Origin of the sequence: Belnapia mucosa (assembly GCF_016775475.1) — a bacterium.
Taxonomy (GTDB): domain Bacteria; phylum Pseudomonadota; class Alphaproteobacteria; order Acetobacterales; family Acetobacteraceae; genus Belnapia; species Belnapia mucosa.
Genome location: NZ_JAEUXJ010000003.1, coordinates 274,180 through 294,932, shown reverse-complemented (window position 1 = coordinate 294,932; position 20,753 = coordinate 274,180). Strand labels below are relative to the sequence as shown.

Here is a 20,753-nt window from a genome sequence, read left to right as displayed (position 1 = left end):
GCCGAGGTTGATGGTGGCGCCCGAGACGGCGGCGCCGAGGGTGACGTCATCGGCGCCGGTGCCGCTGGTGATGGTCTCCGCATTGCTGATGGTCAGCGTATAGCCGCCATTGCCGAGCGTCAGCTTGTCTAAGCCACCGCCGAGATCGACCGTCGATCCCGACAGCGCGCCGGTGACTGCGACTGTATCGGCCATCGACCCACCGACCAGGCTGGTAAAGCCGGCCAGGGTGATGATGTTGACGGAATTCCCAAGCGTCACGGTGCCGGACATGGCGGTTTCCTGCCGAGATATTGCAGAGACCGGCCTATTGCCGAGCGGTGGTCCGATTTGGACCGTGGCCCCGTGCTACACCCGCCGGGGTAACCGCCGGCTTAACGGCGGCGGAGCGAATCGCAGAGCGCCGGCAGCAACCCGGCCGAATCGCCCGGTGCCGGCTGGCGGAACAGCCGCAGCGAGGGATACCAGGGGCTACGCTCGCCCAGCAGGCCCCAGCGCCAATCCGGCGCGAAAGGCAGCAGCAGCCAGCATTCCACTCCCATCGCGCCGGCGAGATGCGCCACCGCCGTATCCACGGTGACCAGCAGATCGAGCTGGGCCAGCGCCGCCGCCGTCTCGGCGAAATCGGTCAGCGCCGGCGCGACATCCTGCAGCACGCCGTCGAGCCCGGCCGCGGCGATATCCGCAGCGCGTGGCCCGACCTGCAGCGAGATCCAGCGTCGACCCGGTTGCGCCAGCAGCGGCGCCAGAACCGCCACAGGAAGCGAGCGGTTGCGGTCATTCAGGTGGCGCGGATTGCCGGCCCAGACCAGCCCGGCGCGCGGTCCCTGGCAAAGGCGCGCCGCCCAGGCCGCGGCCCGCGCCGGATCGGCGGCGAGATAGGCCGGCCCCGGCCGCGGCTCCGCCTCGCCCAGCAGATGCGGCAGGCTCAGCAGCGGCGCATGCGCCTCATGCGGCGGCACCGGATCGCCGGCGGCGAAGGCGCCCGCCCAACCCCGCAGCAGCGGCAGCAGGGGCGGCTGCACCTCGATCAGCAACTCGCCGCAGCGGGCCCGTGCCGCCTCGGCATAGCGGAGGAACTGGATCGTATCGCCCAGCCCCTGCTCCCAATGCAGCAGCAGCCTGCCCTCGATCGGCCGCCCATCCCAGGCCGGGCTCGCCAGGTGCCGCCGGGGCGAGGCGAAGCCGGGTGCCCGCCAGCGTCCTTCATGCTCGCGCCAGCCCTCGGCCCAGCGGCCGAGCAGCAGGAGCAGCAGGGCGCGATTGTAGCGGATATCGGCATGGCCCGGCGCCAGGGCCAGGGCGCGCTCCAGCAAGGGGAGCGCCGCTGCCGGCCTGCCGGCGGCCTGATGCGTTGTGGCGAGGTTGTTCAGCGTCTCCACCGCCTCCGGCCGTGTCGCCAGCGCCCGGGCATAGGCCGCCTCGGCCCCGGCGAGGTCGCCGCGCGCCTGGCAGGCGCGGCCGAGCCCATGCCAGCGTTCCCAGCCCGGCCGCAGCGCCGCGGCACGGCGGAGATGCAGGAAGGCCTCATCCGCCTCACCGCGCTCGAGCAGCAGCCGGCCCAGATTCCAGCCGGCATCGGCATGGCCCGGCTCGGCGGCCAGGGCCTGGCGGTAGCGGCGGAGCGCCTCCTCCTCCGCACCCCGGCGGCGCAGCAGCACGCCGGCATTGTTCGCCGCATCCGCCGCGGCCGGGTCGCCGGCCAGCACTTGGTCATACAGCGCCAGCGCCTCCGCCGCCTCGCCGGCGGCCGCCAGGCGATGCGCTTCCCCCAGCAGCCCCGCGCTCATGCCGCGGCGCGGCGGAGGTCGGCCTGCCAGTCCGGGCTGGTGACCGGCGGTAGGCCGTTCACCGTGAAGCCGGGCGGCGCCGCCAGCAGGTTGACGGCGACGATGCCGCGGAAGAACTCCACCGGCCGGCCGAAGTAATTCGCCCCCTGCACATAGGGGACGACATGCCAGAAGGGCGCGTAGCCCAGCGCCACCAGCTCCTCCAGGACCGCGGCGACGGCGGGTGGCTGGTCGGCCTCCAGATAGAGCAGCGGACGGCAGCGGGCGATGGTCGCGCGTGCGCCGCGCAGCACATGCGCCTCCATCCCCTCCACATCCGCCTTGATCAGGCGGCAGCGCGGCAGGTCGAGCCCATCCACCGTCATCACCGTCACCAGCAACCCGCGCGCCGCATCCGCCGCCGCATCGCGCCGCGCCCCGGGATTTATCCGCGGCACCTCGATCGTGCCCGGCACCTCGCCCAGCGCGGCGTTCCAGCAATGCAGATGGTCGAGCTCGTTCAGCACCGCATTGGCGACCAGGGTGCGGTGGACATGCGGCTGCGGCTCGAAGGCGTGGACCAGGCCCCCTGTCCCGACCAGCCGCGCCAGCGGCACGGCGAGGCTGCCGATATTGGCATCTGCATCCACCGCGACATCGCCCGGCCGAAGCAGCTGGGCGAAAAGCGCCACCTCGGCCTCGGCATATTCGCCATAGGTGTCGAGCAGGCGGCCGACATTGGTGTCCTGGCTGCTGAAGGCCATCAGCCCCTGGCGGCAGGCTTTCAGGCGCATCCGGCCGATGGGCGGGATCAGGCTGCGATCCGCCGCGCCATGCAGCAGCGGCGCCGCGACCGCGGCCTCGCGCCGGCGGAGGACGAATTCGATGGCGCATTCGGCGACCGGGCCCATGGTCTGGTCGCCTGTTGCCCCGGGGCGGAAGAAGTCGCGCAGCACCTGGATCCGCTCCAGCTCGACCAAGCCGGAGAATTCGCGGGCGAGGTCGAGGACATTGATCGATTTCGGCGCCCAGCTTTCCGCCTTGCAGGCGGTGAAGCTCCATTTGTGGTCGGGGTTGGCGCGGCTCGGCCAATGGCCGCGTTCATACATGTCCTCGTCGGGGACGGTGATGACGAGATGCCCGCCCGGCCGCGTCACCCGGATCCAGTGGCAGAGCGCGATGCGCGGATCGATGATGTGTTCCAGGCAATGGCTGGCATGCACCAAGTCGAAGCTCGCATCCGCGACGCCTGCCAGGTATTGCGCATCGCCATCCGGCAGGTCCCATTCGCGGACGCTGCGCAGCCGCGGGAAGGCGTCAAGATGCCGCGTCAGCCCATCCGGCCCGGCGCCGATATCCAGCGCCTCGCCTACCATGTAGCGCGTCAGGAAGGCGGCATCGGCGATGCGGCGCTTGGCCGCCTTGGATTGTTCATGCATCGGGGGCTTACTCCGCGGCGAGGGCGGGGAAGGGGGCGAGATCGGCCAGATCGGCGGCGAGCGCGGCCAGCGGGGCGGACCAGTCGCCCGGCCGCGCCTGGCGCAGCAGGCGGCCGGTCGGGTACCAGGGCGTGTCCTCCCGACCCAGCATCCAGCGCCAGTCCGGTGCGAAGGGCAGCAGCGCCCGGAAGGGCCGGCCGAGCGCCCCGGCCAGATGCAGCACCGCGGTATCCACCGCGACCAGCAGGTCCAGCCGCGCCAGCGCCGCCGCCGTCTCGCCGAAATCGGCCAGCAGGGGCGAGAGATCCTCGATCTGCGGGGCGAGGCCGAGCGCGCCGATCTCCGCCGCCCGCGGCCCGGCCTGCAACCCGTAGAAGCGCAGCCCCGGCATGGCCAGCAGCGGCGCCAGCGCGGCGAGGCCGATGGAGCGGTTGGCGTCGTTGCGATGGGTGGGCCGCCCGGCCCAGACAAGCCCGACGCGCGGCGGCCCGCCATCCGCCGGCAGGCGGCCGGCCCAGCGCGCGGCGGCCTCCTCTGGCGGGCGGAGATAGGGGGCGGGCGGCACCGTCTCCGGCCGGGTCCCGAAGGCGTGGGGCAGGCTGAGCAGCGGGCAATGCAGGTCGAAATTGGGCAGGGGGCTGCCGGCGGCGATCGGCTCGGCCGGCAGGCCCGCGGCCAATGGCAGCAATTCCGCCGGCAATTCCAGCAGCAGGCGGCCGCCGCGCGCAGCGACGAGGGGCAGGTAGCGCAGCATCATGATGCTGTCGCCGAAACCCTGTTCGGCATGCAGCAGCAGGGTGCGGCCCTCGAGCGCCTCCCCCTGCCAGAGCGGCTGGGCGAAGCTGCGCGGGCGGGAGGGGAAGCTGGGCACTGCCCAGCGCACCTCCGCCCCCTCCCAGCCCGTGTCCCAGTCGCCCAGCAGCAGGTCGGCGATGGCGAGGTTCCAGCGCGCCTCGGCATGGTCCGGCCGCAGCGCGAGGGCGGCGGCATATTCGCCGCGGGCCTCGGCGACCCGGTTCTGGTCGCGCAGCGCCCGGCCGAGATTGCCATGCGCAAGGGCATGGTCCGGGGCCAGCGCGAGGGCGCGGCGCAGCGCCGCCTCCGCCTCCTCGGGCCGGTGCAGCAGGATCAGGGCGGTGCCGAGGGCATGCCAGGGCTCGGCCTCGGCCGGGGCGAGTTCGACGGCGCGGTGCAGCGGCGCCAGCGCCGCCTCCGGCCGCCCGCGATGCTGGGCGGCGAGGCCGCCATTCACCCAAGGAACCCACCAGCCCGGCGCCGCCTCGGCCGCCGCGGCGAATTCCGCCGCGGCTTCGCCGGGCAGGCCGCGTGCCAGCAGCAGGGTGCCGATGCCGTTGCGTGCCGGGGCATGGCCGGGATTGAGGCAGCGGGCGCGGCACAACGCCGCCATCGCCTCCCCCGGACGGCCGAGGGCTTGCAGCGCCAGCCCGGCCCCGGCCCAGGCCGGGGCGCAATCGGGGGCGAGGGCGATGGCCCGGTCGAACAGGGCCAGCGCCCGCTGGCGCTCCCCGGCCGCGGTGCAGCGATCCGCCGCGGCGATCAGCGCCGTGGGATCGCAGGCAGGCGGCGGTGGCGATGGGTTTTCCATGCCCACTCCCGCGCCGGCGGGAGGGGCGGCGACATCGCCGCCGGCCGCGCCAGCGATTGACTGGCGTGAGCCTAGGGGTGGCTTGGTTGCTTCCGCGTTAAGGCCGCCCTGGCCTCAGCGAATATAGATCCCGAAGCCAGGCGGCGGGGGCGGCGCGTAGTAGCGCGGCGGCGGCGCGTAATAATGCGGGGGCGGCGGCGCATAGTAGCGCGGCGGCGGGGCGTAATAGACCGGCGGCGGGGGCGGCGCGTAGTAGCGGGGCGGTGGCGCCCAGTAGCGCGGCGGCGGCGGCCGGTAATAGCCATGGCGATGGCCATTCCAATAGGGCTGGGCCTGTCCGGTGGCGGGGGCGAAAGCCAGCCCCGCGAGCAACCCGGCCAGGCCGAGAACGGTCATCCGAAGGGCGCGCATGACACCCGAACCTCCTGCGTTGGTCTCTATCATAACGCAGCGGCTGCGGCGAAAACGCGGCAATCCGTGGGCCGGGACGGGGCGGCGCGATCACGCCGCCGCGAAAACCCGCTCGAAGATGGTCCGCACATGGGCGAAGTCCCGCGCCGGGTCCATCGCCGCATCCAGCGCCGCGCCGTCCATCACGGTGGCAACGCCCGGCTCGGCCAGCAGGTTGTCGCGGAAGCTCCGCCCCTCCGGCCGGCCCAGCGCCCGCCAAGTGGCCATGGCGGCGGCCTGAACGGCGGCATAGGCGGCCTCGCGGCTCATCCCCGCCTGGGTCAGAGCCAGCAGCACCTTCTGCGAGTGGACGACGCCGCCGAGGCTCTCGAGGTTCTCCGCCATCCGCTCGGGATAGACCGTCAGCTTCTCCATCATGCCCGTCAGGCGCGAAAGGGCGAAGTCGAGGCCGATGGTCGCATCCGGGGCGATCACCCGCTCGACGCTCGAATGGCTGATGTCACGCTCATGCCACAGCGCCACATTCTCGAGCGCCGGCACGACATGGCTGCGCACCAGCCGGGCGAGGCCGGTCAGGTTCTCGGAGAGTACCGGGTTCCGCTTATGCGGCATGGAGGAGGAGCCCTTCTGCCCGGCATGGAAGAATTCCTCGGCCTCGCGCACCTCGCTCCGCTGCAGGTGCCGCACTTCCGTCGCCAGCCGCTCGATGGAGGAGGCGACCACGGCGAGGGCGGCGAAGAAGGCGGCATGCCGGTCGCGCGGGATGACTTGGGTCGAGACCGGCTCCACCGCCAGCCCCAGCCGCTCGGCGACGAAGGCCTCCACGCGCGGATCGACGCTGGCAAAGGTGCCGACCGGGCCGCTGATGGCGCAGGTGGCGATCTCGGCCCGGGCAGCGGCCAGCCGGGCACGGCCCCGGGTGAATTCAGCGTAATATCCTGCCAATTTCAGCCCGAAGGTGGTCGGCTCGGCATGAATGCCGTGGCTGCGACCGATGGTCGGGGTGAATTGGTGCTCATAGGCGCGCGTCTTCAGCGCCGCCAGCAGCGCGTCCAAATCAGCGATCAGCAGATCCGCCGCCCGGGTCATCTGCACCGCAAGGCAGGTGTCCAGCACGTCGGAGCTGGTCATGCCCTGGTGCATGAAGCGCGCCTCGGGCCCGATCCCCTCGGCCATCCAGGTGAGGAAGGCGATGACGTCATGCCGGGTGACGCGCTCGATGGCGTCGATTGCCTCCACCTCGGCCAGGCCGATCGAGGCGGCGCGGGGCGCGCCCTTCTCGCGGATGACCCTGGCCGCCTCCTCCGGGATGGTGCCGAGCTGCGCCATGGCCTCGGCGGCCAGGGCCTCGATCTCGAACCAGATGCGGAAGCGTTCCTCGGGGGACCAGATCGCGGCCATCTGCGGGCGGGTATAGCGGGGGACCATCCGGGGCCTCGGGCGTCAGGGGCGGGGTGCGGGCGGTTTGGACCCCGCTGGCGTGAATGGCAAGGCCGGGCCGACTGTTGCCGATTAGGGTTGCATAAAGATTGACGTATATTTATCTGCGGCGGCCGCCGACCCCGCCGAGGAGCCGATTACCATGCCCGAATGGCTTGTGCCGCTTGCCCAGGTGCTGTTCATCGACCTCGTCCTGGCCGGGGACAATGCCATCGTCGTCGGCATGGCGGCCGCCGGCCTGCCAACGGAACAGCGGCGCAAGGCCATCTTCTGGGGCATCATCGCCGCGACGGTGATGCGCATCGGCTTCGCGGCCATCACCGCCCAGCTCCTGGCCGTGGTCGGCATCACGCTGGCCGGCGGCGTGCTGCTGCTCTGGGTCTGCTGGAAGATGTTCCGCGAGCTCCGCGCCCATCACGAGGCCGATCCGTCAGCGACCCTGGCCGAGGCTGAGGCCACCGCACCCAGCAAGACCCTGCCCCAGGCGATCATCCAGATCCTGGTGGCCGATGTCTCGATGAGCCTCGACAACGTGCTCGCCGTCGCTGGCGCGGCCAAGGAGCATACCTGGGTACTGGTCGGCGGCCTCGGCATTTCCGTGGTGCTGATGGGCGTGGCGGCGACCCTGATCGCCAACCTCCTGAACCGGCATCGCTGGATCGCCTGGGTCGGCCTCGCCGTCATCCTCTACGTCGCGATCGACATGATCTGGGAGGGCACGCATCAGGTCGCCGGCCAGGTGCCGGGGGCCTATGCCTATCTGATGCTGCCGCTCGGCTACCTGGCGCTGCCGCATGTCTTCCCCGCCTGGATCTGGGCGGCCGCGACCCTCCTGCAGGTGGTGGTGGTGGCGGCACTGGCTACAGGAACGGTTACCCTGTTGCGCAAGGCAGGGAGCCGCGACACCTGAAAAATTAGTAATGCGGTCAGCTACTTGACACTGACCGCAGCACCTTGCGCCCGCTTCACAGGCCGAAACCGCTCCCCTAGGGTGCGCCGCGCCGGATTCCCGGCCGTCCCCCGTTACTAACCGGCCGGAGCCTGCCGCATGGATGTGTCGTCGATCGCCGAGAGCTGGAATTGGCTGCTGCTTGGGGAGATCCTTGGGGTCAATATCGTCCTCTCGGGCGACAATGCGGTCCTGATCGCGCTCGCCGCCGCCGGCCTGCCGGCCGAGCAGCGCAGCAAGGCGATCATGTTCGGCATGGTTCTGGCGGTGGTGCTCCGCATCGTCCTCAGCCTGCTCGCGGTCCAGCTCCTGGCGGTCCCCGGCCTGCTGCTGGTCGGCGGCCTCGTCCTGCTCTGGATCGCCTTCAGCTTCTTCCGGGAGCTCCGCAACGAGGACAAGGCCGAGGGCGAGGGTGATCACCTCCACCACGAGACCAAGACCATGGCGACGGCGCTCCGCCAGATCGTCATCGCCGACGTCTCGATGAGCCTCGACAACGTCCTCGCGGTCGCCGGTGCCGCGGTCGGCAACATGCCGATGCTCGTGGTCGGCCTCATCATTTCCATCATGCTGATGGGCGTGGCGGCGACGCTGATCTCGAAGCTGCTCGAACGCTTCCGCTGGATCGCCTATCTGGGCGTGGCGCTGATCGTCTGGATTGGCCTGAAGATGGTCTATGAGGATTCGCACCGGCTCTGGGACCTCTATGGCTCGGGCCATGCCGCGCTCCAGCAGCGGCCCGCCCTGATGGTGGGCCAGGGCTGAGCCCGGCGATGCGGCTGCGCATCGGGCATCTCCTGCCGCTGCTGCCGGCCCTGCTGGCCGGCTGCGAGACGGCGCCGCAGGCCCAGCGGCCGGCGGCCCCGCCGCCCAGCGCCGCCGCCCTCGCCGCCCGGCTGCCCGCCGAGGCGGCCGGCTTCCAGCGCGGCGCCACCACCACCTTGCCCGGCGACGGGCGGGAGACGGGCTACCGCACCACCGGCCGCACCGCCGCCGGCGCCACGGTGGAGATCACCCGCCCCGGCGAGGCCGCGCTGCCGGAGGGCACCGACAGCCCCGACGCCGCCGCCGCCTTCGCCCGGCTGGTCGAGGAGGCGACGCGTCCGGCGCCGCAACGCCGGCTCCGCGCCGAGACCCGCTTCGCCCTGCCGGAAGGCGCCTCGCCGGCCCTGCAATGCGTCGAGACCAGCGGGGCCTATGGGCGCGAAAGGGTCCGCGGTCTGCTCTGCGCCGGGGGCGTCTCGGGCGGCATCCTCCGCCTGCGCGTGACCATGCCGCAGCGGGACCCGGCGCCGGCCGATCCCCGCGCCTTCGCGCTCGCCATCCTCGACGCGCTGCGTACCCCCTGAAACGGCCCCCATGAAACCGGGTGGGCGGCGCACCACCTGCCGGGCATGAGCAGCGACCCCATCCACGTCTTCGACCGGCGCCTGGTCCGCCACCGCCGCGACCGCGCCGCCGCCACCATCGGCCAGGTCGCCCCGGTGCTGGAGGAAGCGGCGGAACGGCTGCTCGACCGGCTGGACGACATCACCCGGCGCTTCGGCCGGGCGCTCGATCTCGGCGGCCGCGGGGTGGTGGCGCCCCGGCTGCGCGCCCGCGGCATCCCCTTCGTGGTCTCGATGGACCTCTCGCCGCGGATGGCAACGGCCGCCGGCGGCCTGCCCCTGGCCGGCGATGAGGAGGCGCTGCCCTTCGCGCCGGAGAGCTTCGACCTGATCGTCGCCAGCCTCTCGCTCCATTGGGTGAACGACCTGCCGGGGGCGCTGGTGCAGATCCGGCGGGTGCTGCGGCCGGATGGGCTGTTCCTCGCCTCGCTCCCCGGCTTCGGCACCCTGCAGGAACTGCGGGAGGCGCTGGCCGGGGCGGAGACGGCGCTGCGCGGCGGCCTTTCCCCCCGCGTCTCGCCCTTCCCCGAGCTGGTCGACCTGGCCGGGCTGCTGCAACGCGCGGGCTTTGCCCTGCCCGTCGCGGATGCGGAGACGCTGCCGATCCGCTACCGCAGCCCGCTCGCCCTGCTGCGGGACCTGCGCGCCGCCGGCGAGACCAATGCGGCGGTGGCACGGGATGGGCGGACCCCGCCGCGGGCGCTGCTGCCGATGGCGCTGGCGGCCCTGCCGGCCGATGCGGAGGGCATCCCGGCGACCCTGCGGCTGCTGACCATGACCGGCTGGGCGCCGCATGAGAGCCAGAGCCGCCCGGCCCGGCCCGGCAGCGCCAATGCGCGGCTGGCTGATGCGCTGGGGGTTGAGGAAGGGCGGCTCGGCGAACGCGCCGGGCGATAGGGTCGCGAAGTCGCGCCACTGCGACAGCGGCCAAGCCTTGCGCCATGGCCCCCCGGCGATCATCTTGGGGCCAACCGCCGCATGCGGAGACAGCGGAAGACCATGGACCAGCAGAGCGGCGATGCGCGCCGTATCACCCTTCATTCCCCGGATGATTTCGCCGGGATGCGGCGGGCCGGGCAGCTGGCGGCCGAGACCCTCGACATCGTCACGCCACATGTCCGCCCCGGCGTCACCACCGCCGAGCTCGACCGGATCTGCCACGACTACATCCTCGCGCATGGCGCGGTGCCGGCGCCGCTCGGCTATCGGGGCTATCCGAAGTCGATCTGCACCTCGATCAACCATGTCGTCTGCCACGGCATCCCGGGCGAGCGGACGCTGACGGAGGGCGATGTCGTCAATATCGACGTCACCGTCATCCTCGATGGCTGGCATGGCGATACCAGCCGGATGTATGTGGCCGGCACGCCCTCGACCAAGGCGCGGCTGCTGCTCGACGTCACCTATGAATCCATGATGCGCGGCATCGCGGTGGTGAAGCCTGGCGCGACGCTCGGCGATATCGGGCATGCGATCCAGGTCTTCGTCGAGCGCAACCGCTTCGCCGTGGTCCGGGATTTCTGCGGCCATGGCATCGGCCGCCGCTTCCATGAGCCGCCGAACGTCCTGCATTTCGGCCGCCCCGGCGAGGGGCCGGTGCTGAAGCCGGGAATGTTCTTTACCATCGAGCCGATGGTGAATGCCGGCCGGCCGGAGGTGAAGATCCTGGATGATGGCTGGACCGCGGTGACCCGCGACCGCAGCCTCTCGGCCCAGTTCGAGCATATGGTCGGCGTGACCGAGACGGGCTGCGAGATCTTCACCCTCTCCCCCGCCGGCCTGCACAAGCCGCCTTACGGCGGCTGATCGCCGTCCCCGCCAAAGGGCTTGGTTTCGATATTGAATCAGTCCATCCTTGTCCCCTTCGCATGGGGCGAGCGATGCGCAAAGCCGGAGGCCAGAAGGGCTTCGCCGATATGGGCCTGCCGTTGGAGATTCCGGCGGATATGGCACCGCCGGGCCATCTCGGCCACCGCGAGCGAATGCGCCAGCGCCTGTTGACCGCGGGGCCGGAGGCGCTGGCCGATTACGAGCTGCTGGAGATGGTGCTGTTCCTCGCCCTGCCGCGGCAGGACACCAAGCCCATCGCCCGCGCTCTGATCGCCCGCTTCGGCAGCTTCGCCAATGCCATCGCCGCCCCCGTGGTGGAGCTGCGCCAGGTCGAGGGGGTGAAGGATGCCGTCTGCGCCGCGCTCAAGACCGTGCAGGCGGCGGCGCTGCGCCTGGCCCGGGCCGAGCTGGTGGACCGGCCGCTGCTGAATTCCTGGGACCGGCTGGTGGACTACCTGACCGCCAGCCTGGCCCGGGCGCGGATCGAGGAGGTGCATGTCCTCTTCCTCGATACCCGCAACCGATTGCTGGCCGATGAGGTGCAGGGCCGCGGCACGGTGAACCACACCCCGGTCTATCCACGGGAGGTGGTGAAGCGGGCGCTGGAATTGCAGGCGACCGCCCTGATCCTGGTCCACAACCACCCCTCGGGCGACCCCACCCCGTCGCGCGCGGATATCGAGATGACGGCCGAGATCAAGGCCGCGGCGGCGGTCTTCGGCATCGCGGTGCACGACCACCTCATCATCGGTCATGGCCGCCAGCTCTCCTTCCGGCGGGAGGGCCTGCTCTGAGCCCGGAGCGCTGTTGACCGCAACCATCCCGCCCCGGCAGGCTCGCGCCATGTGCAACCTTTCGCTGCCGATCGCCTGCTGCCTGCTGCTGTTCGGTTCCGGCCTCGCGGCCGCGCAGAAGCCGCCGCCGCTGCCGGCCCCGGTCCCGCAGGGCGGCAAGCCGCCGCCGCTCGCCCAGGCGCCGGCCGAGCCGGGTGGGAAGCCGCCGCCGCTGCCGCCCGGGAACACCCCTTTCGGCGCCGTGCCCGGCGGGCCGCGCCCCGTCTCCTCCGGCACCGGCTTCGTCGTCGCGCCATCCCGCGTGCTGACCAACCACCATGTCGCCAATGGCTGCGCCGAGATGCGGATTCGCACCTCCTCCGGCGCCGAGCTCTCCGCCACTGTCGCCGCGACGGATCAGCAGCGCGACCTCGCCCTGCTGACCGTGCGGGGCGATCCCGGCCCGGTGCTCAGCTTCCGCAGCGGGCCCGAGGTCCGGCGGGGCGAGGGGGTGGTGACCTATGGCTTCCCGCTCTCCGGCATCCTCTCCTCCGGCCCGACCCTGACCACGGGCGATGTCTCGGCCCTGGCCGGGCTGCGGGACAATGCGGCGCAATTCCAGATCAGCGCCCCGGTGCAGCCGGGCAATTCCGGCGGGCCGCTCTTCGACCTCGCTGGCAATGTCATGGGGGTCATCGTCTCCAAGCTGAATGCCCAGCGCATCGCCCAGAGCACCGGCGACATCCCGCAGAACGTGAATTTCGCGGTGAAGGGGGCGGAAGCGGTGGATTTCCTCCGACGCAACGGCGTGCAGCCGCGCATGGTCCCCTCCACCATCCCGCCGCGCAGCGCGGCCGAGGTGGGTGAGGTGGCGCATCCTTCGACTGTCTTCCTCCGCTGCCTTCGCTGATGCCGGGAGGCTGCGGGCGTGCTAGGCATGGCTGGCATGGGGGCGTGCCGGAACGGTAGACGGAAGCGACTTAAAATCGCTCGGGCCCTGGCCTGTGCGGGTTCGAGTCCCGCCGCCCCTACCAAGGGTAGAGCAACTGCAAGTTGATACGCGGCGTGGAATTCCACCTCGTGATGGACTATGGTGCAGGCTGATGGCGCACTGGAACCGGCTGGTAATGCCGGAGGTTGGTTAGGTGGCGATGCGGGTCCTCGGCGAGTTGCTACAGCGCGGCTGGACCACGCTTCTTGGCCTGCTGGCCGTGCTCGGCCTCTGCGCGCTCTCGGGGGTCGTCATCCTGGAATTGCGGGCCGATAGTTGGGCCCGGGCTTCCGATGCCGCGATGAACCTGAACCGCGCGGTGGGGCAGGACATCGCCCGCACCCTCGGCACCCTTGACCTTGCCCTGCAGGAAACCGCCGAGAGGCTGCGCGCGAATGAGCGTGGCGATCATGAGCGGCTGCTGCACTCGCCCCTGTTCGAACGCTCCATCGGCGCCCGCAATATCGGCGCGGTCATGATCCTGGACGCCGAGGGTCGGGCCCTCGACGAAACCGGCCAGGCCGCGCGCGACACCGTCAGCTATGCGGACCGGGAGTATTTCCGCGTCCCGCACGACAATCCGGATTCGGGGCTGACGATCAGCCAGCCCTTCCGCGGCCGCCGCACCGGCGAATGGCGCCTCGCCCTCAGCCGTCCCTGGATCCGCGCCGATGGCAGCCTCGGTGGCGTGGTCGTCGCCAGCCTGAAGCTCGACTACTTCCTGGAGGTCTTCCATGGCCTCGATCTCGGCGCCGGCGGCCGGATCAGCCTGTTCCGGGAGGATGGCATCCTGCTCGCCCGCATGCCGGCGGGCCGGGTCGAGATCGGCCAGGATTTCAGCCGCGGCACCGCCTTCCGCGCCATTCCGACCGCCCGCGAGGGCAGCTATCGCAGCATCTCCAGCCGTGACGGGGTGGAGCGCTTCTATGTCTTCAAGCGCATCGAATCGCTACCGCTGATCCTCAATCTCGGCCTGTCCATCGAGACGATCGAGGCCGGCTGGCGCCAGCGCGCGCTGGCGATCGGCGGCACCACCCTGGCGCTGGCCGCGCTGCTGCTGCTCACCATCGGCCTGCTGCGGCGGGAACTGCGCCGGCGCCAGGTGGCCGAGACCGCCGCGCGCGAGAGCGAGGCGCAATTCCGCCTGCTCGCCGAGAATACCGGCGACCTCGTCTCCCGCATCGATCGCCATGGCATCCGCACCTATGTCTCTCCCTCGGCCCACCGCATCCTCGGCCGCGCGCCGGAGCAACTCCTCGGCCGGAGTGCGAATGACGGCGTCCATCCCAAGGACATGCCGGCGCTGAACACCGAGATCGCCCGGCTACGGAACGGCAGCGCCGATGAGGTGACGATCACCTTCCGCACCTGGCGCGCCGATGGCGTCGAGATCTGGCTGGAATCCACGCTGAAGGTGGTGCGGAAGGAGGCGACCGGCGAAGCGGATGGCGTCGTCGCCGTCTCCCGCGACATCACCGAGCGGAAGATGCTGGAGCGGCAGCTGGACCGCCTCGCCCGGCTCGACGGGCTGACCGGCGTCGCCAACCGCCGCTCTTTCGACGAGGCGATCGGGCGCGAATGGGCCCGCTGCATGGAAGCGGGCATGCCGCTCTCGGTCATCCTCGTCGATGTGGACCGCTTCAAGGCTTTCAACGACCATTACGGCCATCCGGAGGGCGATGCCTGCCTGCGGGTGGTGGCGGCCACGGTCGGGGCGACGATCCGCCGCGCGGCCGATCTCGTCGCCCGCTATGGCGGCGAGGAATTCGCCGTGCTGCTGCCCGAGACCGAGATGGAAGGCGCGCATGCGGTGGCCGAACGGCTGCGCGCCGAGGTGGAGGCGCTGGCCCTGCCGCATGCCGGCTGCCTCGAGGAGGGCGGCATGGTCACCGTGAGCGTCGGCGTCGCCACCATCCAGCCCGCCTCCTGCCGCGCGGCCCGCGGGCCGGAGGCGCTGATCGGCGCCGCCGACCGCGCGCTCTATGCGGCGAAGCAGGCCGGCCGCAACCAGGTCTGCCAAGCGCCGCAACTCGACCCGCTCAACCAGATGGCCGATTGAGCCTGATCGCCGAAGGCGTGAATCAGGCGACCAAACGCAAGCCTTGGCCATGATTCGCGATCGCTGGATCGCGGATCATGGTCTAAGGCCCCTTCTTCTCCGCCCCGGCCGCCATCGGGCCGGCATCGCCCCCCGCCGGCTGGCCGGGATTCGCTTGGTCCAGCAGCGCCTTGGCCGCCGCCTCCGGATCGGTGGCGGGCTGGCCGCCGCGCGGATCGAAGGGAGCCTCCCCGGTGCCCCAGGGCGCCGGCGCATCCCGAGGCGGGGTGGCGTGGCGGTTGCCGGGGCCGCCGGCGTTCGGGCCCTGCGGGGTCGGCCGTTCCGTGCTCATCGGCCACCCCGTTTCGGTGCGCCGGTCGGGCCCCCGCCAGTCGAGGCGCCGCCAGTACCGAGGCTGCCCAGCCCGGCCCCCGGCCCGCCGCCCGGCAGCGTGCCGCCGGGATTATGGCCCGAGGCGATGCCATGCCCGCCCGCGGACCCGCCGGCCGCCGGTGCGTCCGGACGCGGCAAAGGCACGGTCTCCTTGTCCTGCGGCTTGTCCTGCATCGCTGCCTCCCATGGTTGAAGGGGCGATGAACGCCGCCGCATGGCGAGGTTTGCCCGCGAGGCCCGGAGCTTACGCGGGCGCAGCGGATGGGAACGGCACCCTGCCCCGGCCCGTTGCCGGGCGAGGAGGGTCCCGCCCATGCCGATCGCCGCCGCCAGCGCCGCCCTGGCCCGCCACCTGCGCCACCTGCTGCGGGACGACGCCGCCCCGGGCGTCGAGACGATGACCCTGGCCGAGGCGCGGCACCGCGCCATGCCCGGCATCGGACTCGTGCTCTGGCGCGTCCAGCCGGAGGAGGTGCCGGGCGATACCTCGCCGCTCCGCACCGCCTCCCGTGCCGATCCGCCCGAAGGGGTCGGGCTCCGGCTGCGCTACCTGCTGATGGTGCGTGGCACCGACAGCGCGGCGGAACAGGCGCTGCTCGGCCGCTGCATGGCGGCGCTGGAGCAGAACCCGGTGATCGAGGCCGCCGGCGGCCCCGGCGACATCACCGGCGAGGCGCTGGTGGTGACGCTGGAGACGCCGCCGGACGAGATGTATCTGCGGCTGCTGGAGGCCTGCGGCGACCCGCCGCCGCTGCTGCTGCCCTATATGGTCCACAGCATGCGGCTGCGTCCTTCCGCCTGAGCGAAGAACCCGGCGCCGTCTTGCTCGTTCGGTCCTGCGTATTGCACTGCAACATGCGTCCCGAACCGGGCGCCTACAGGATCGCGCATGACCCTTTCCCATCCTGATTTGGTCCGCCGGTAACCCGACATGGATATGCAGCACCCCGATCACCTGACCGATGCTGGTCCGGCCCCGGTCCAGCCGCGCCGCGCCCTGGTCCTCTCCGGCGGCATCGCCCTCGGCGCCTTCGAGGCCGGCGCCTATGCCACCTGGGAGGCCCGCGAGGGCGGGCCGCCGCCCTGGCTGCTCGGCGCCTCGGTCGGCGCGGTCAATGCCGCCATCATCGCCGGCAACCCGCCGGAACGGCGCCTCGCCCGGCTGCGCGCATTCTGGGACTCCGCGGTGCTGGAGCCGGCGCCGCTGGCCACCAGCCTGTTCGGCCCGCCCCCGGCCGGGGTGCTGCGGCGCGGCTACAACGAGGCCAGCGCCCTGCAGGCCATGATGCTCGGCCATCCGGGGCTGTTCCGCCGCCGCCTGCTGCCGCAGGCCGGGCCCGCCGCCGCGATCTACGATCTCGACCCGCTGCGCGAGCGGATCGCCGATTTCGTCGATTTCGAGCTGCTGAACCACGGCCCGATCCGCCTCAGCGTCGCGGCGACGGATGTGGAGACCGGCACCCGCATCGTCTTCGACACCGCCCAGGGCGCCCGCATCGGGCCGGAACATCTGGCCGCCTCCTGCGCCCTGCTGCCTTTCTTCACGCCGGTGGAGGTGGAGGGGCGGCTGCTGGCCGATGGTGGGCTGTCCACCAATGCGCCGCTCGACCTGGTGCTGGATGCGCCGGGCGCGGGGCCGCTGCATTGCGTGGTGGTGGAGCTCTTCGCCCGCTCCGGCAGCCGGCCGCAATCGCTGAGCGCGGCGGTGGCGCGGGCCGGCGACCTCGCCTTCGGCAACCAGACGCGGCAGGCGCTGGAGGGAAGGGCGCGGGAATACCGCCTGCGGGCGCTGGTCGGCCGCCTCGCCGCCCAGCTTCCGCCCGGGCATGAGCGGGAGGCGGAACTGGCCGGGCTGCTCGCCGGGGCGGAGGCGACTATCGCCCTGCTCGGCTATCACCCGTCGGAGGATGAGGCGGGCGCGGGCAAGGTCTTCAACTTCTCCCGTGCCACCCTCGCCCATCGCTGGGAGGCCGGGGAGCGCGCCATGACCGAGGCGCTGGACCGCATGGCCCATCCCGAGCAGGCCGAGGTTCTGGCCCCCGGCCTGCTGCTGCACGCGATCGGAAATTAGCTCTCCCAGTCCGGCGCGATGGAAGGGTTCACCATCCGCCGGTCCTTCGGCAGGGCCGCCAGCGCCTGGCGGTCCTCCTCGTCGAGCTTCAGGTCGACCGCCGCCAGATTCTCCCGCTGCCGCTCGGGCGAGGCGGCCTTCGGGATGGCGGCGACGCCCGGCATGCCGAACAGCCAGGCCAGCGCCACCTGGCCCGGCGTCGCCCCGTGCTTGCGGGCGATGCCGGCGATGGTCGGGTCGCGCAGCACCTCGCCCTTCGCCACCGGCGTGTAGCTGGTCAGGACCATCTGCTGTTGCTGGCAGTAGTCGACCAGCCGGGACTGGTCGAGGAAGACATGGTGCTCGACCTGGAGGCAGGCGAGCGGGGCGATCCCCGCCTCCACCGCCCGCCGCAGCAGGCCGAGCGGGAAATTCGCCACGCCGACGGCGCGGGCCAAGCCCTCCTCCCGCAGCGCGGCCAGCGCCCGCAGCGCATCCGGCAGGTCGAGCTCGGGGCTCGGCCAATGGATCAGCAGCAGGTCCACATAGGGTTGGCGCAGGCGCTTCAAGCTCTCCTCCGCCGCGCGGTGGATCTGGGCGCCCTTCGGCTTGTCGTTCCAAACCTTGGTGGTGAGGTAGAGGTCGCCGCGCGGCAGGCCGGCGGCGGCCAGCGCAGCGCCCACCGCTTCCTCATTGCCATACATCTCCGCCGTGTCGACATGGCGGTAGCCGAGGCCGAGGGCGGATTCGACCGCCTGCTGACACTCAGCCCCGCGCATCGGCCAGGTGCCGAAGCCGAGAAGGGGCATGCGGGTCAGCTTGCTTTCGAAGACGGGCACGGTCATGCGGGAATTCCTTCAGGATCAGTCAGGGCGGGGGCGCCGCGGCTCTCCGGCACAGTGAGCCAGAACAGCAGCGCGCCCAAGGCGGCGATGGCGGCGAGGACGAGGAAGGCAGCATCGTAGCCGGCCCGCAACGCGACCCAGCCGGCCAGCGCCCCGCTGGCCACGCCGCCCACCGCATGCACCGTCCCGACCGCGCATTGCGCCGCGGCGAAATGCCCGCTGCCACGGGTGAGATCCGCCACCACCACCGGGAAGAGCGCGCCGATCAGCCCCGCCGCCAGCCCATCGAGCAATTGCACCGCGACGAGCCAGGGTGCCCAGTCCGAGACGGAATAGAGCAGGCCGCGCAGCACCAGGGCCAGGAAGGCCAGCAGCAGCAGCGGCCGGCGGCCCCAGGCATCGGCCCGCGCCCCGGCCAGCGCCGCGGTCGGCACCATGACGCTCTGCGCGGTGATGGCGCAGATGGCGGTCAGCGCCACGCCCCAGCCGATATTCTGCAAGGCCAGCTTCTGCGCCACCAGCGACAGCATCGAGGCATTGGCGAGGTGGAAGAGCGCCCCGCACAGGGCGAAGGCGAGCAGCGGCCGGCTGTGCAGCAGCATCCGCCAGGCAGCGGCCTGGTCCACATGCTGGATCCCGGGCACCAGCCCGCGCGCCGTGTCATGATCGATCGCCGATTCCGGGATCGCCATGGCGGCGAGCGCGCTCAGCAACCCGGTCGTGGCCATCACCCAGAACAGCACCGGCGTGCCGAGCAGCGGCGCCGTCACCAGGATCACGACATTCACCGCCGCATTGCCGAGATGGAACAGCGCCTCGTTCCGCCCGGCGCGGCGGGCGAAGCCGGCGGGACCGACGATGCCGAGCGAGATGGCGGCGAGCGTCGGCGCGATGGAGGCGCCGGCCACGCCGCCCACCACCCCGGCCGCCGTGACCGCGCCGAAGCCCGGCGCCAGCGGGATGACGAGGCAGCTTGCCGTCACCACCAGCACGGCGCCGGCCAGCAGCGCGCGCTTGGCGCGGATGACATCGACCAGCAGGCCGATCGGTGTCTGCGCCAGCAGCCCGACCAGCCCGCCGATCGACAGGGCGAAGCCGATATGCGCCGGATCCCAGTGATGCTCGGTCATCAGATAGACGCCGAGATAGGCGCCGAGCCCGTAGCGGACATCGGAAAGCAGGACGTTGAGGACATCCAGCGCCCGGCCGGGCCTCATTCGGCCCCGCTTTCGAGCCCGCCCCAAACTTTCGCTGCCTGTCCTTCCGGCATGCCACGCTCCGTGCCACTCGCGCATCCATCGCCACAGCGCGATCGGGAGTTCCGGATCATGACGCAGACGGCCGCCGGCGTGCGGCAGCGTACAACGCTGATATTGCCCCTTTGTGGCCCAACGCGCCGCCACCATGCCGCGTTACCGCCGCCAGACCACGCCAGCCGGAGGCAGTATCCATGCCCGAATCCCACCGCCCCTCGGGTCCGCACGAGACCGCGGCGGCCCCGACCCGCACCGCCGTCATCCTGCCCTGGGACAAGTCCGGCGCGACCGGCCGCAGCGCCGAGGTGCGGCTGGCCGAGGCGGTGGAGCTGGCGCGATCCATCGGCCTCGATATCCGCCACCAGGCCACACTCACGCTGCGGACGCCGCGGCCGGCGACCCTGCTCGGCTCCGGCCAGGTCGAGAGCCTGGGCGAAGCCTTGAAGCAGGAATCGATCGAGCTCGCGGTGGTGGATGCGCCACTCTCTCCGGTGCAGCAGCGCAATCTCGAGGAAGCCTGGGCCTGCAAGGTCATCGACCGCACCGGCCTCATCCTCGACATCTTCGGCGAACGGGCGCGGACGCGGGAAGGCGCGCTCCAGGTGGAATTGGCGCATCTGCAATACCAGCGCAGCCGGCTGGTGCGGTCCTGGACCCATCTGGGCCGGCAGCGCGGCGGCTTCGGCTTCCTCGGCGGCCCCGGCGAGACGCAGATCGAGGCCGACCGGCGGCTGATCGGCGACCGCATCGCCCGGCTGCGGCACGAGCTCGATGAGGTGCGCCGGACCCGCGGCCTGCATCGCGCCGCGCGGCGGCGCGTGCCTTTCCCGCTGGTCGCGCTGGTCGGCTATACCAATGCCGGCAAGTCCACGCTGTTCAACGCCCTGACCGGCGCCGGCGTGCATGCCGCCGACCAGGTCTTCGCCACGCTCGACCCGACCTTGCGCGGCCGCGTGCTGCCCTCCGGCCGGCGGATCATCTTCTCGGACACGGTCGGCTTCGTCTCCGAATTGCCGACCGAGCTGGTCGCCGCCTTCCGCGCCACGCTGGAGGAGGTGGCGGAGGCCGACCTCATCCTGCATATCCGCGACGCCGCCCATCCCGACAGTGCGGCGCAGCGGGCCGATGTGATCACGGTGCTGGATGGCATGGCGCGCGACGGGATGCTGGCCGCCGACTGGCAGCGCCGGACCATCGAGGTGCTGAACAAGGCCGACCTGCTCGGCGGAACCGGCGCGGTCGATGCCCGGGCAGGCACCATCGCCACCTCCGCCCTGACCGGCGAGGGGCTGGGCCAGCTGCTCGGCGCGGTGGATGCGCGGCTCTCGGAGGGTTTCGTGACCGTCGGCTACGACATCCCCGCCTCGGACGGGGCGCAGCTCGCCTGGCTCTATGGCCATGGCGAGGTGATCGGGCGGCAGGACAGCGACGATGCCATCCATGTGACCGTGCGCCTCGCTCCCGACGACCGGGTGCGGTTCGAGCGGCAGCAGGAGGGGCCGGAGCGCTAACCATCCTAATACCGCTTGCCGCGGGGCCGTCCGGGTGTAGCCTTTCCTCAGGTGCGGAGACACC

General features: G+C 71.9%; 19 protein-coding genes, 1 tRNA gene and 2 pseudogenes. 12 read left to right on the top strand and 10 right to left on the bottom strand.

What is annotated here, in order from left to right; genetic code table 11:
* The 6 genes and pseudogenes from JMJ55_RS09500 to purB form a co-directional block, all read right to left on the bottom strand.
* Nucleotides 1–273: pseudogene (locus JMJ55_RS09500) on the bottom strand (hypothetical protein); the annotation flags it as partial.
* 101 nt (nucleotides 274–374) lie between these two features.
* Nucleotides 375–1,790: a tetratricopeptide repeat protein gene (locus JMJ55_RS09495; protein ID WP_202825289.1), complete on the bottom strand. Its 1,416-nt coding sequence runs from the start codon at nucleotides 1,788–1,790 to the stop codon at nucleotides 375–377.
* Nucleotides 1,787–3,208, bottom strand: coding sequence for an FkbM family methyltransferase (locus tag JMJ55_RS09490; RefSeq protein WP_202825288.1), 1,422 nt, complete (start codon nucleotides 3,206–3,208; stop codon nucleotides 1,787–1,789). Before JMJ55_RS09490 ends, JMJ55_RS09495 begins: the two co-directional genes overlap by 4 nt.
* A gap of 7 nt (nucleotides 3,209–3,215) precedes the next feature.
* A complete protein-coding gene (locus JMJ55_RS09485) occupies nucleotides 3,216–4,814 on the bottom strand; it encodes a tetratricopeptide repeat protein (protein ID WP_202825287.1) in 1,599 nt (532 codons plus the stop codon).
* A gap of 114 nt (nucleotides 4,815–4,928) precedes the next feature.
* Nucleotides 4,929–5,225 (bottom strand): hypothetical protein, encoded by a 297-nt coding sequence (locus tag JMJ55_RS09480; protein WP_202825286.1) that lies wholly within the window; start codon nucleotides 5,223–5,225, stop codon nucleotides 4,929–4,931.
* A gap of 90 nt (nucleotides 5,226–5,315) precedes the next feature.
* A complete protein-coding gene (gene purB, locus JMJ55_RS09475) occupies nucleotides 5,316–6,653 on the bottom strand; it encodes an adenylosuccinate lyase (RefSeq protein WP_202825285.1) in 1,338 nt (445 codons plus the stop codon).
* A 154-nt stretch (nucleotides 6,654–6,807) separates the two neighbouring features.
* On the opposite strand from purB, the pseudogene JMJ55_RS09470 reads away from it, so the two are divergent.
* From JMJ55_RS09470 to JMJ55_RS09430, 9 genes and pseudogenes are all read left to right on the top strand, one after another.
* Nucleotides 6,808–7,410, top strand: a pseudogene (locus JMJ55_RS09470) (TerC family protein); the annotation flags it as partial.
* Nucleotides 7,411–7,713: 303 nt separating this feature from the next.
* A complete protein-coding gene (locus JMJ55_RS09465; RefSeq protein WP_202825283.1) occupies nucleotides 7,714–8,379 on the top strand; it encodes a TerC family protein in 666 nt (221 codons plus the stop codon).
* Between the two features lie 8 nt (nucleotides 8,380–8,387).
* Nucleotides 8,388–8,963 (top strand): hypothetical protein, encoded by a 576-nt coding sequence (locus JMJ55_RS09460; protein WP_202825282.1) that lies wholly within the window; start codon nucleotides 8,388–8,390, stop codon nucleotides 8,961–8,963.
* Nucleotides 8,964–9,008: 45 nt separating this feature from the next.
* Entirely contained in the window at nucleotides 9,009–9,899 is an 891-nt protein-coding gene (locus JMJ55_RS09455; protein ID WP_202825281.1) for a methyltransferase domain-containing protein, read from the top strand.
* Between the two features lie 102 nt (nucleotides 9,900–10,001).
* Complete coding sequence (map, locus tag JMJ55_RS09450) at nucleotides 10,002–10,808, top strand: type I methionyl aminopeptidase (protein WP_202825280.1); 807 nt, start codon at nucleotides 10,002–10,004, stop codon at nucleotides 10,806–10,808.
* 74 nt (nucleotides 10,809–10,882) lie between these two features.
* Nucleotides 10,883–11,626 carry a RadC family protein gene (gene radC / locus JMJ55_RS09445; RefSeq protein WP_202825279.1) on the top strand — a complete coding sequence of 248 codons (744 nt, stop codon included), beginning with the start codon at nucleotides 10,883–10,885 and terminating at the stop codon, nucleotides 11,624–11,626.
* A gap of 13 nt (nucleotides 11,627–11,639) precedes the next feature.
* Complete coding sequence (locus tag JMJ55_RS09440; RefSeq protein WP_236033544.1) at nucleotides 11,640–12,515, top strand: S1C family serine protease; 876 nt, start codon at nucleotides 11,640–11,642, stop codon at nucleotides 12,513–12,515.
* Nucleotides 12,516–12,553: 38 nt separating this feature from the next.
* Nucleotides 12,554–12,639, top strand: a tRNA-Leu gene (locus tag JMJ55_RS09435).
* 117 nt (nucleotides 12,640–12,756) lie between these two features.
* Nucleotides 12,757–14,655 (top strand): sensor domain-containing diguanylate cyclase, encoded by a 1,899-nt coding sequence (locus tag JMJ55_RS09430; protein ID WP_236033586.1) that lies wholly within the window; start codon nucleotides 12,757–12,759, stop codon nucleotides 14,653–14,655.
* Between the two features lie 82 nt (nucleotides 14,656–14,737).
* Here the strand turns inward: JMJ55_RS09430 and JMJ55_RS09425 are convergent, their stop codons facing one another.
* Nucleotides 14,738–14,986 carry a hypothetical protein gene (locus JMJ55_RS09425; RefSeq protein WP_202825276.1) on the bottom strand — a complete coding sequence of 83 codons (249 nt, stop codon included), beginning with the start codon at nucleotides 14,984–14,986 and terminating at the stop codon, nucleotides 14,738–14,740.
* Nucleotides 14,983–15,201, bottom strand: coding sequence for a hypothetical protein (locus JMJ55_RS09420; RefSeq protein ID WP_202825275.1), 219 nt, complete (start codon nucleotides 15,199–15,201; stop codon nucleotides 14,983–14,985). Before JMJ55_RS09420 ends, JMJ55_RS09425 begins: the two co-directional genes overlap by 4 nt.
* Nucleotides 15,202–15,340: 139 nt before the next feature.
* On the opposite strand from JMJ55_RS09420, the gene JMJ55_RS09415 reads away from it, so the two are divergent.
* Both JMJ55_RS09415 and JMJ55_RS09410 read left to right on the top strand, forming a co-directional pair.
* Nucleotides 15,341–15,829, top strand: a complete 489-nt coding sequence (locus JMJ55_RS09415) for a Pvc16 family protein (RefSeq protein ID WP_202825274.1) — start codon at nucleotides 15,341–15,343, stop codon at nucleotides 15,827–15,829.
* 129 nt (nucleotides 15,830–15,958) lie between these two features.
* Entirely contained in the window at nucleotides 15,959–17,098 is a 1,140-nt protein-coding gene (locus JMJ55_RS09410) for a patatin-like phospholipase family protein (RefSeq protein WP_202825273.1), read from the top strand.
* Here the strand turns inward: JMJ55_RS09410 and JMJ55_RS09405 are convergent.
* Entirely contained in the window at nucleotides 17,095–17,922 is an 828-nt protein-coding gene (locus JMJ55_RS09405) for an aldo/keto reductase (RefSeq protein WP_202825272.1), read from the bottom strand. The genes JMJ55_RS09410 and JMJ55_RS09405 overlap by 4 nt on opposite strands.
* A complete protein-coding gene (locus tag JMJ55_RS09400; RefSeq protein WP_202825271.1) occupies nucleotides 17,919–19,139 on the bottom strand; it encodes an MFS transporter in 1,221 nt (406 codons plus the stop codon). The genes JMJ55_RS09405 and JMJ55_RS09400 overlap by 4 nt, the downstream gene beginning before the upstream one ends.
* A gap of 233 nt (nucleotides 19,140–19,372) precedes the next feature.
* Between JMJ55_RS09400 and hflX the strand changes: the two genes are divergently transcribed.
* The gene (hflX, locus tag JMJ55_RS09395; RefSeq protein WP_202825270.1) at nucleotides 19,373–20,689 is read left to right on the top strand and encodes a GTPase HflX; all 1,317 of its coding nucleotides are present in this window, start codon (nucleotides 19,373–19,375) and stop codon (nucleotides 20,687–20,689) included.
* The last annotated feature ends 64 nt before the right edge of the window (nucleotides 20,690–20,753 follow it).

Excerpts from the sequence above, each read along its gene's own strand:
- JMJ55_RS09495 (WP_202825289.1), bottom strand. The coding sequence starts at position 1,790 with ATGAGCGCGGGGCTGCTGGGGGAAGCGCATCGCCTGGCGGCCGCCGGC.
- JMJ55_RS09490 (WP_202825288.1), bottom strand. The coding sequence starts at position 3,208 with ATGCATGAACAATCCAAGGCGGCCAAGCGCCGCATCGCCGATGCCGCC.
- JMJ55_RS09485 (WP_202825287.1), bottom strand. The coding sequence starts at position 4,814 with ATGGAAAACCCATCGCCACCGCCGCCTGCCTGCGATCCCACGGCGCTG.
- JMJ55_RS09480 (WP_202825286.1), bottom strand. The coding sequence starts at position 5,225 with ATGCGCGCCCTTCGGATGACCGTTCTCGGCCTGGCCGGGTTGCTCGCG.
- purB (WP_202825285.1), bottom strand. The coding sequence starts at position 6,653 with ATGGTCCCCCGCTATACCCGCCCGCAGATGGCCGCGATCTGGTCCCCC.
- JMJ55_RS09465 (WP_202825283.1), top strand. The coding sequence starts at position 7,714 with ATGGATGTGTCGTCGATCGCCGAGAGCTGGAATTGGCTGCTGCTTGGG.
- JMJ55_RS09460 (WP_202825282.1), top strand. The coding sequence starts at position 8,388 with ATGCGGCTGCGCATCGGGCATCTCCTGCCGCTGCTGCCGGCCCTGCTG.
- JMJ55_RS09455 (WP_202825281.1), top strand. The coding sequence starts at position 9,009 with ATGAGCAGCGACCCCATCCACGTCTTCGACCGGCGCCTGGTCCGCCAC.
- map (WP_202825280.1), top strand. The coding sequence starts at position 10,002 with ATGGACCAGCAGAGCGGCGATGCGCGCCGTATCACCCTTCATTCCCCG.
- radC (WP_202825279.1), top strand. The coding sequence starts at position 10,883 with ATGCGCAAAGCCGGAGGCCAGAAGGGCTTCGCCGATATGGGCCTGCCG.
- JMJ55_RS09430 (WP_236033586.1), top strand. The coding sequence starts at position 12,757 with ATGCGGGTCCTCGGCGAGTTGCTACAGCGCGGCTGGACCACGCTTCTT.
- JMJ55_RS09425 (WP_202825276.1), bottom strand. The coding sequence starts at position 14,986 with ATGAGCACGGAACGGCCGACCCCGCAGGGCCCGAACGCCGGCGGCCCC.
- JMJ55_RS09420 (WP_202825275.1), bottom strand. The coding sequence starts at position 15,201 with ATGCAGGACAAGCCGCAGGACAAGGAGACCGTGCCTTTGCCGCGTCCG.
- JMJ55_RS09415 (WP_202825274.1), top strand. The coding sequence starts at position 15,341 with ATGCCGATCGCCGCCGCCAGCGCCGCCCTGGCCCGCCACCTGCGCCAC.
- JMJ55_RS09410 (WP_202825273.1), top strand. The coding sequence starts at position 15,959 with ATGGATATGCAGCACCCCGATCACCTGACCGATGCTGGTCCGGCCCCG.
- JMJ55_RS09405 (WP_202825272.1), bottom strand. The coding sequence starts at position 17,922 with ATGACCGTGCCCGTCTTCGAAAGCAAGCTGACCCGCATGCCCCTTCTC.
- JMJ55_RS09400 (WP_202825271.1), bottom strand. The coding sequence starts at position 19,139 with ATGAGGCCCGGCCGGGCGCTGGATGTCCTCAACGTCCTGCTTTCCGAT.
- hflX (WP_202825270.1), top strand. The coding sequence starts at position 19,373 with ATGCCCGAATCCCACCGCCCCTCGGGTCCGCACGAGACCGCGGCGGCC.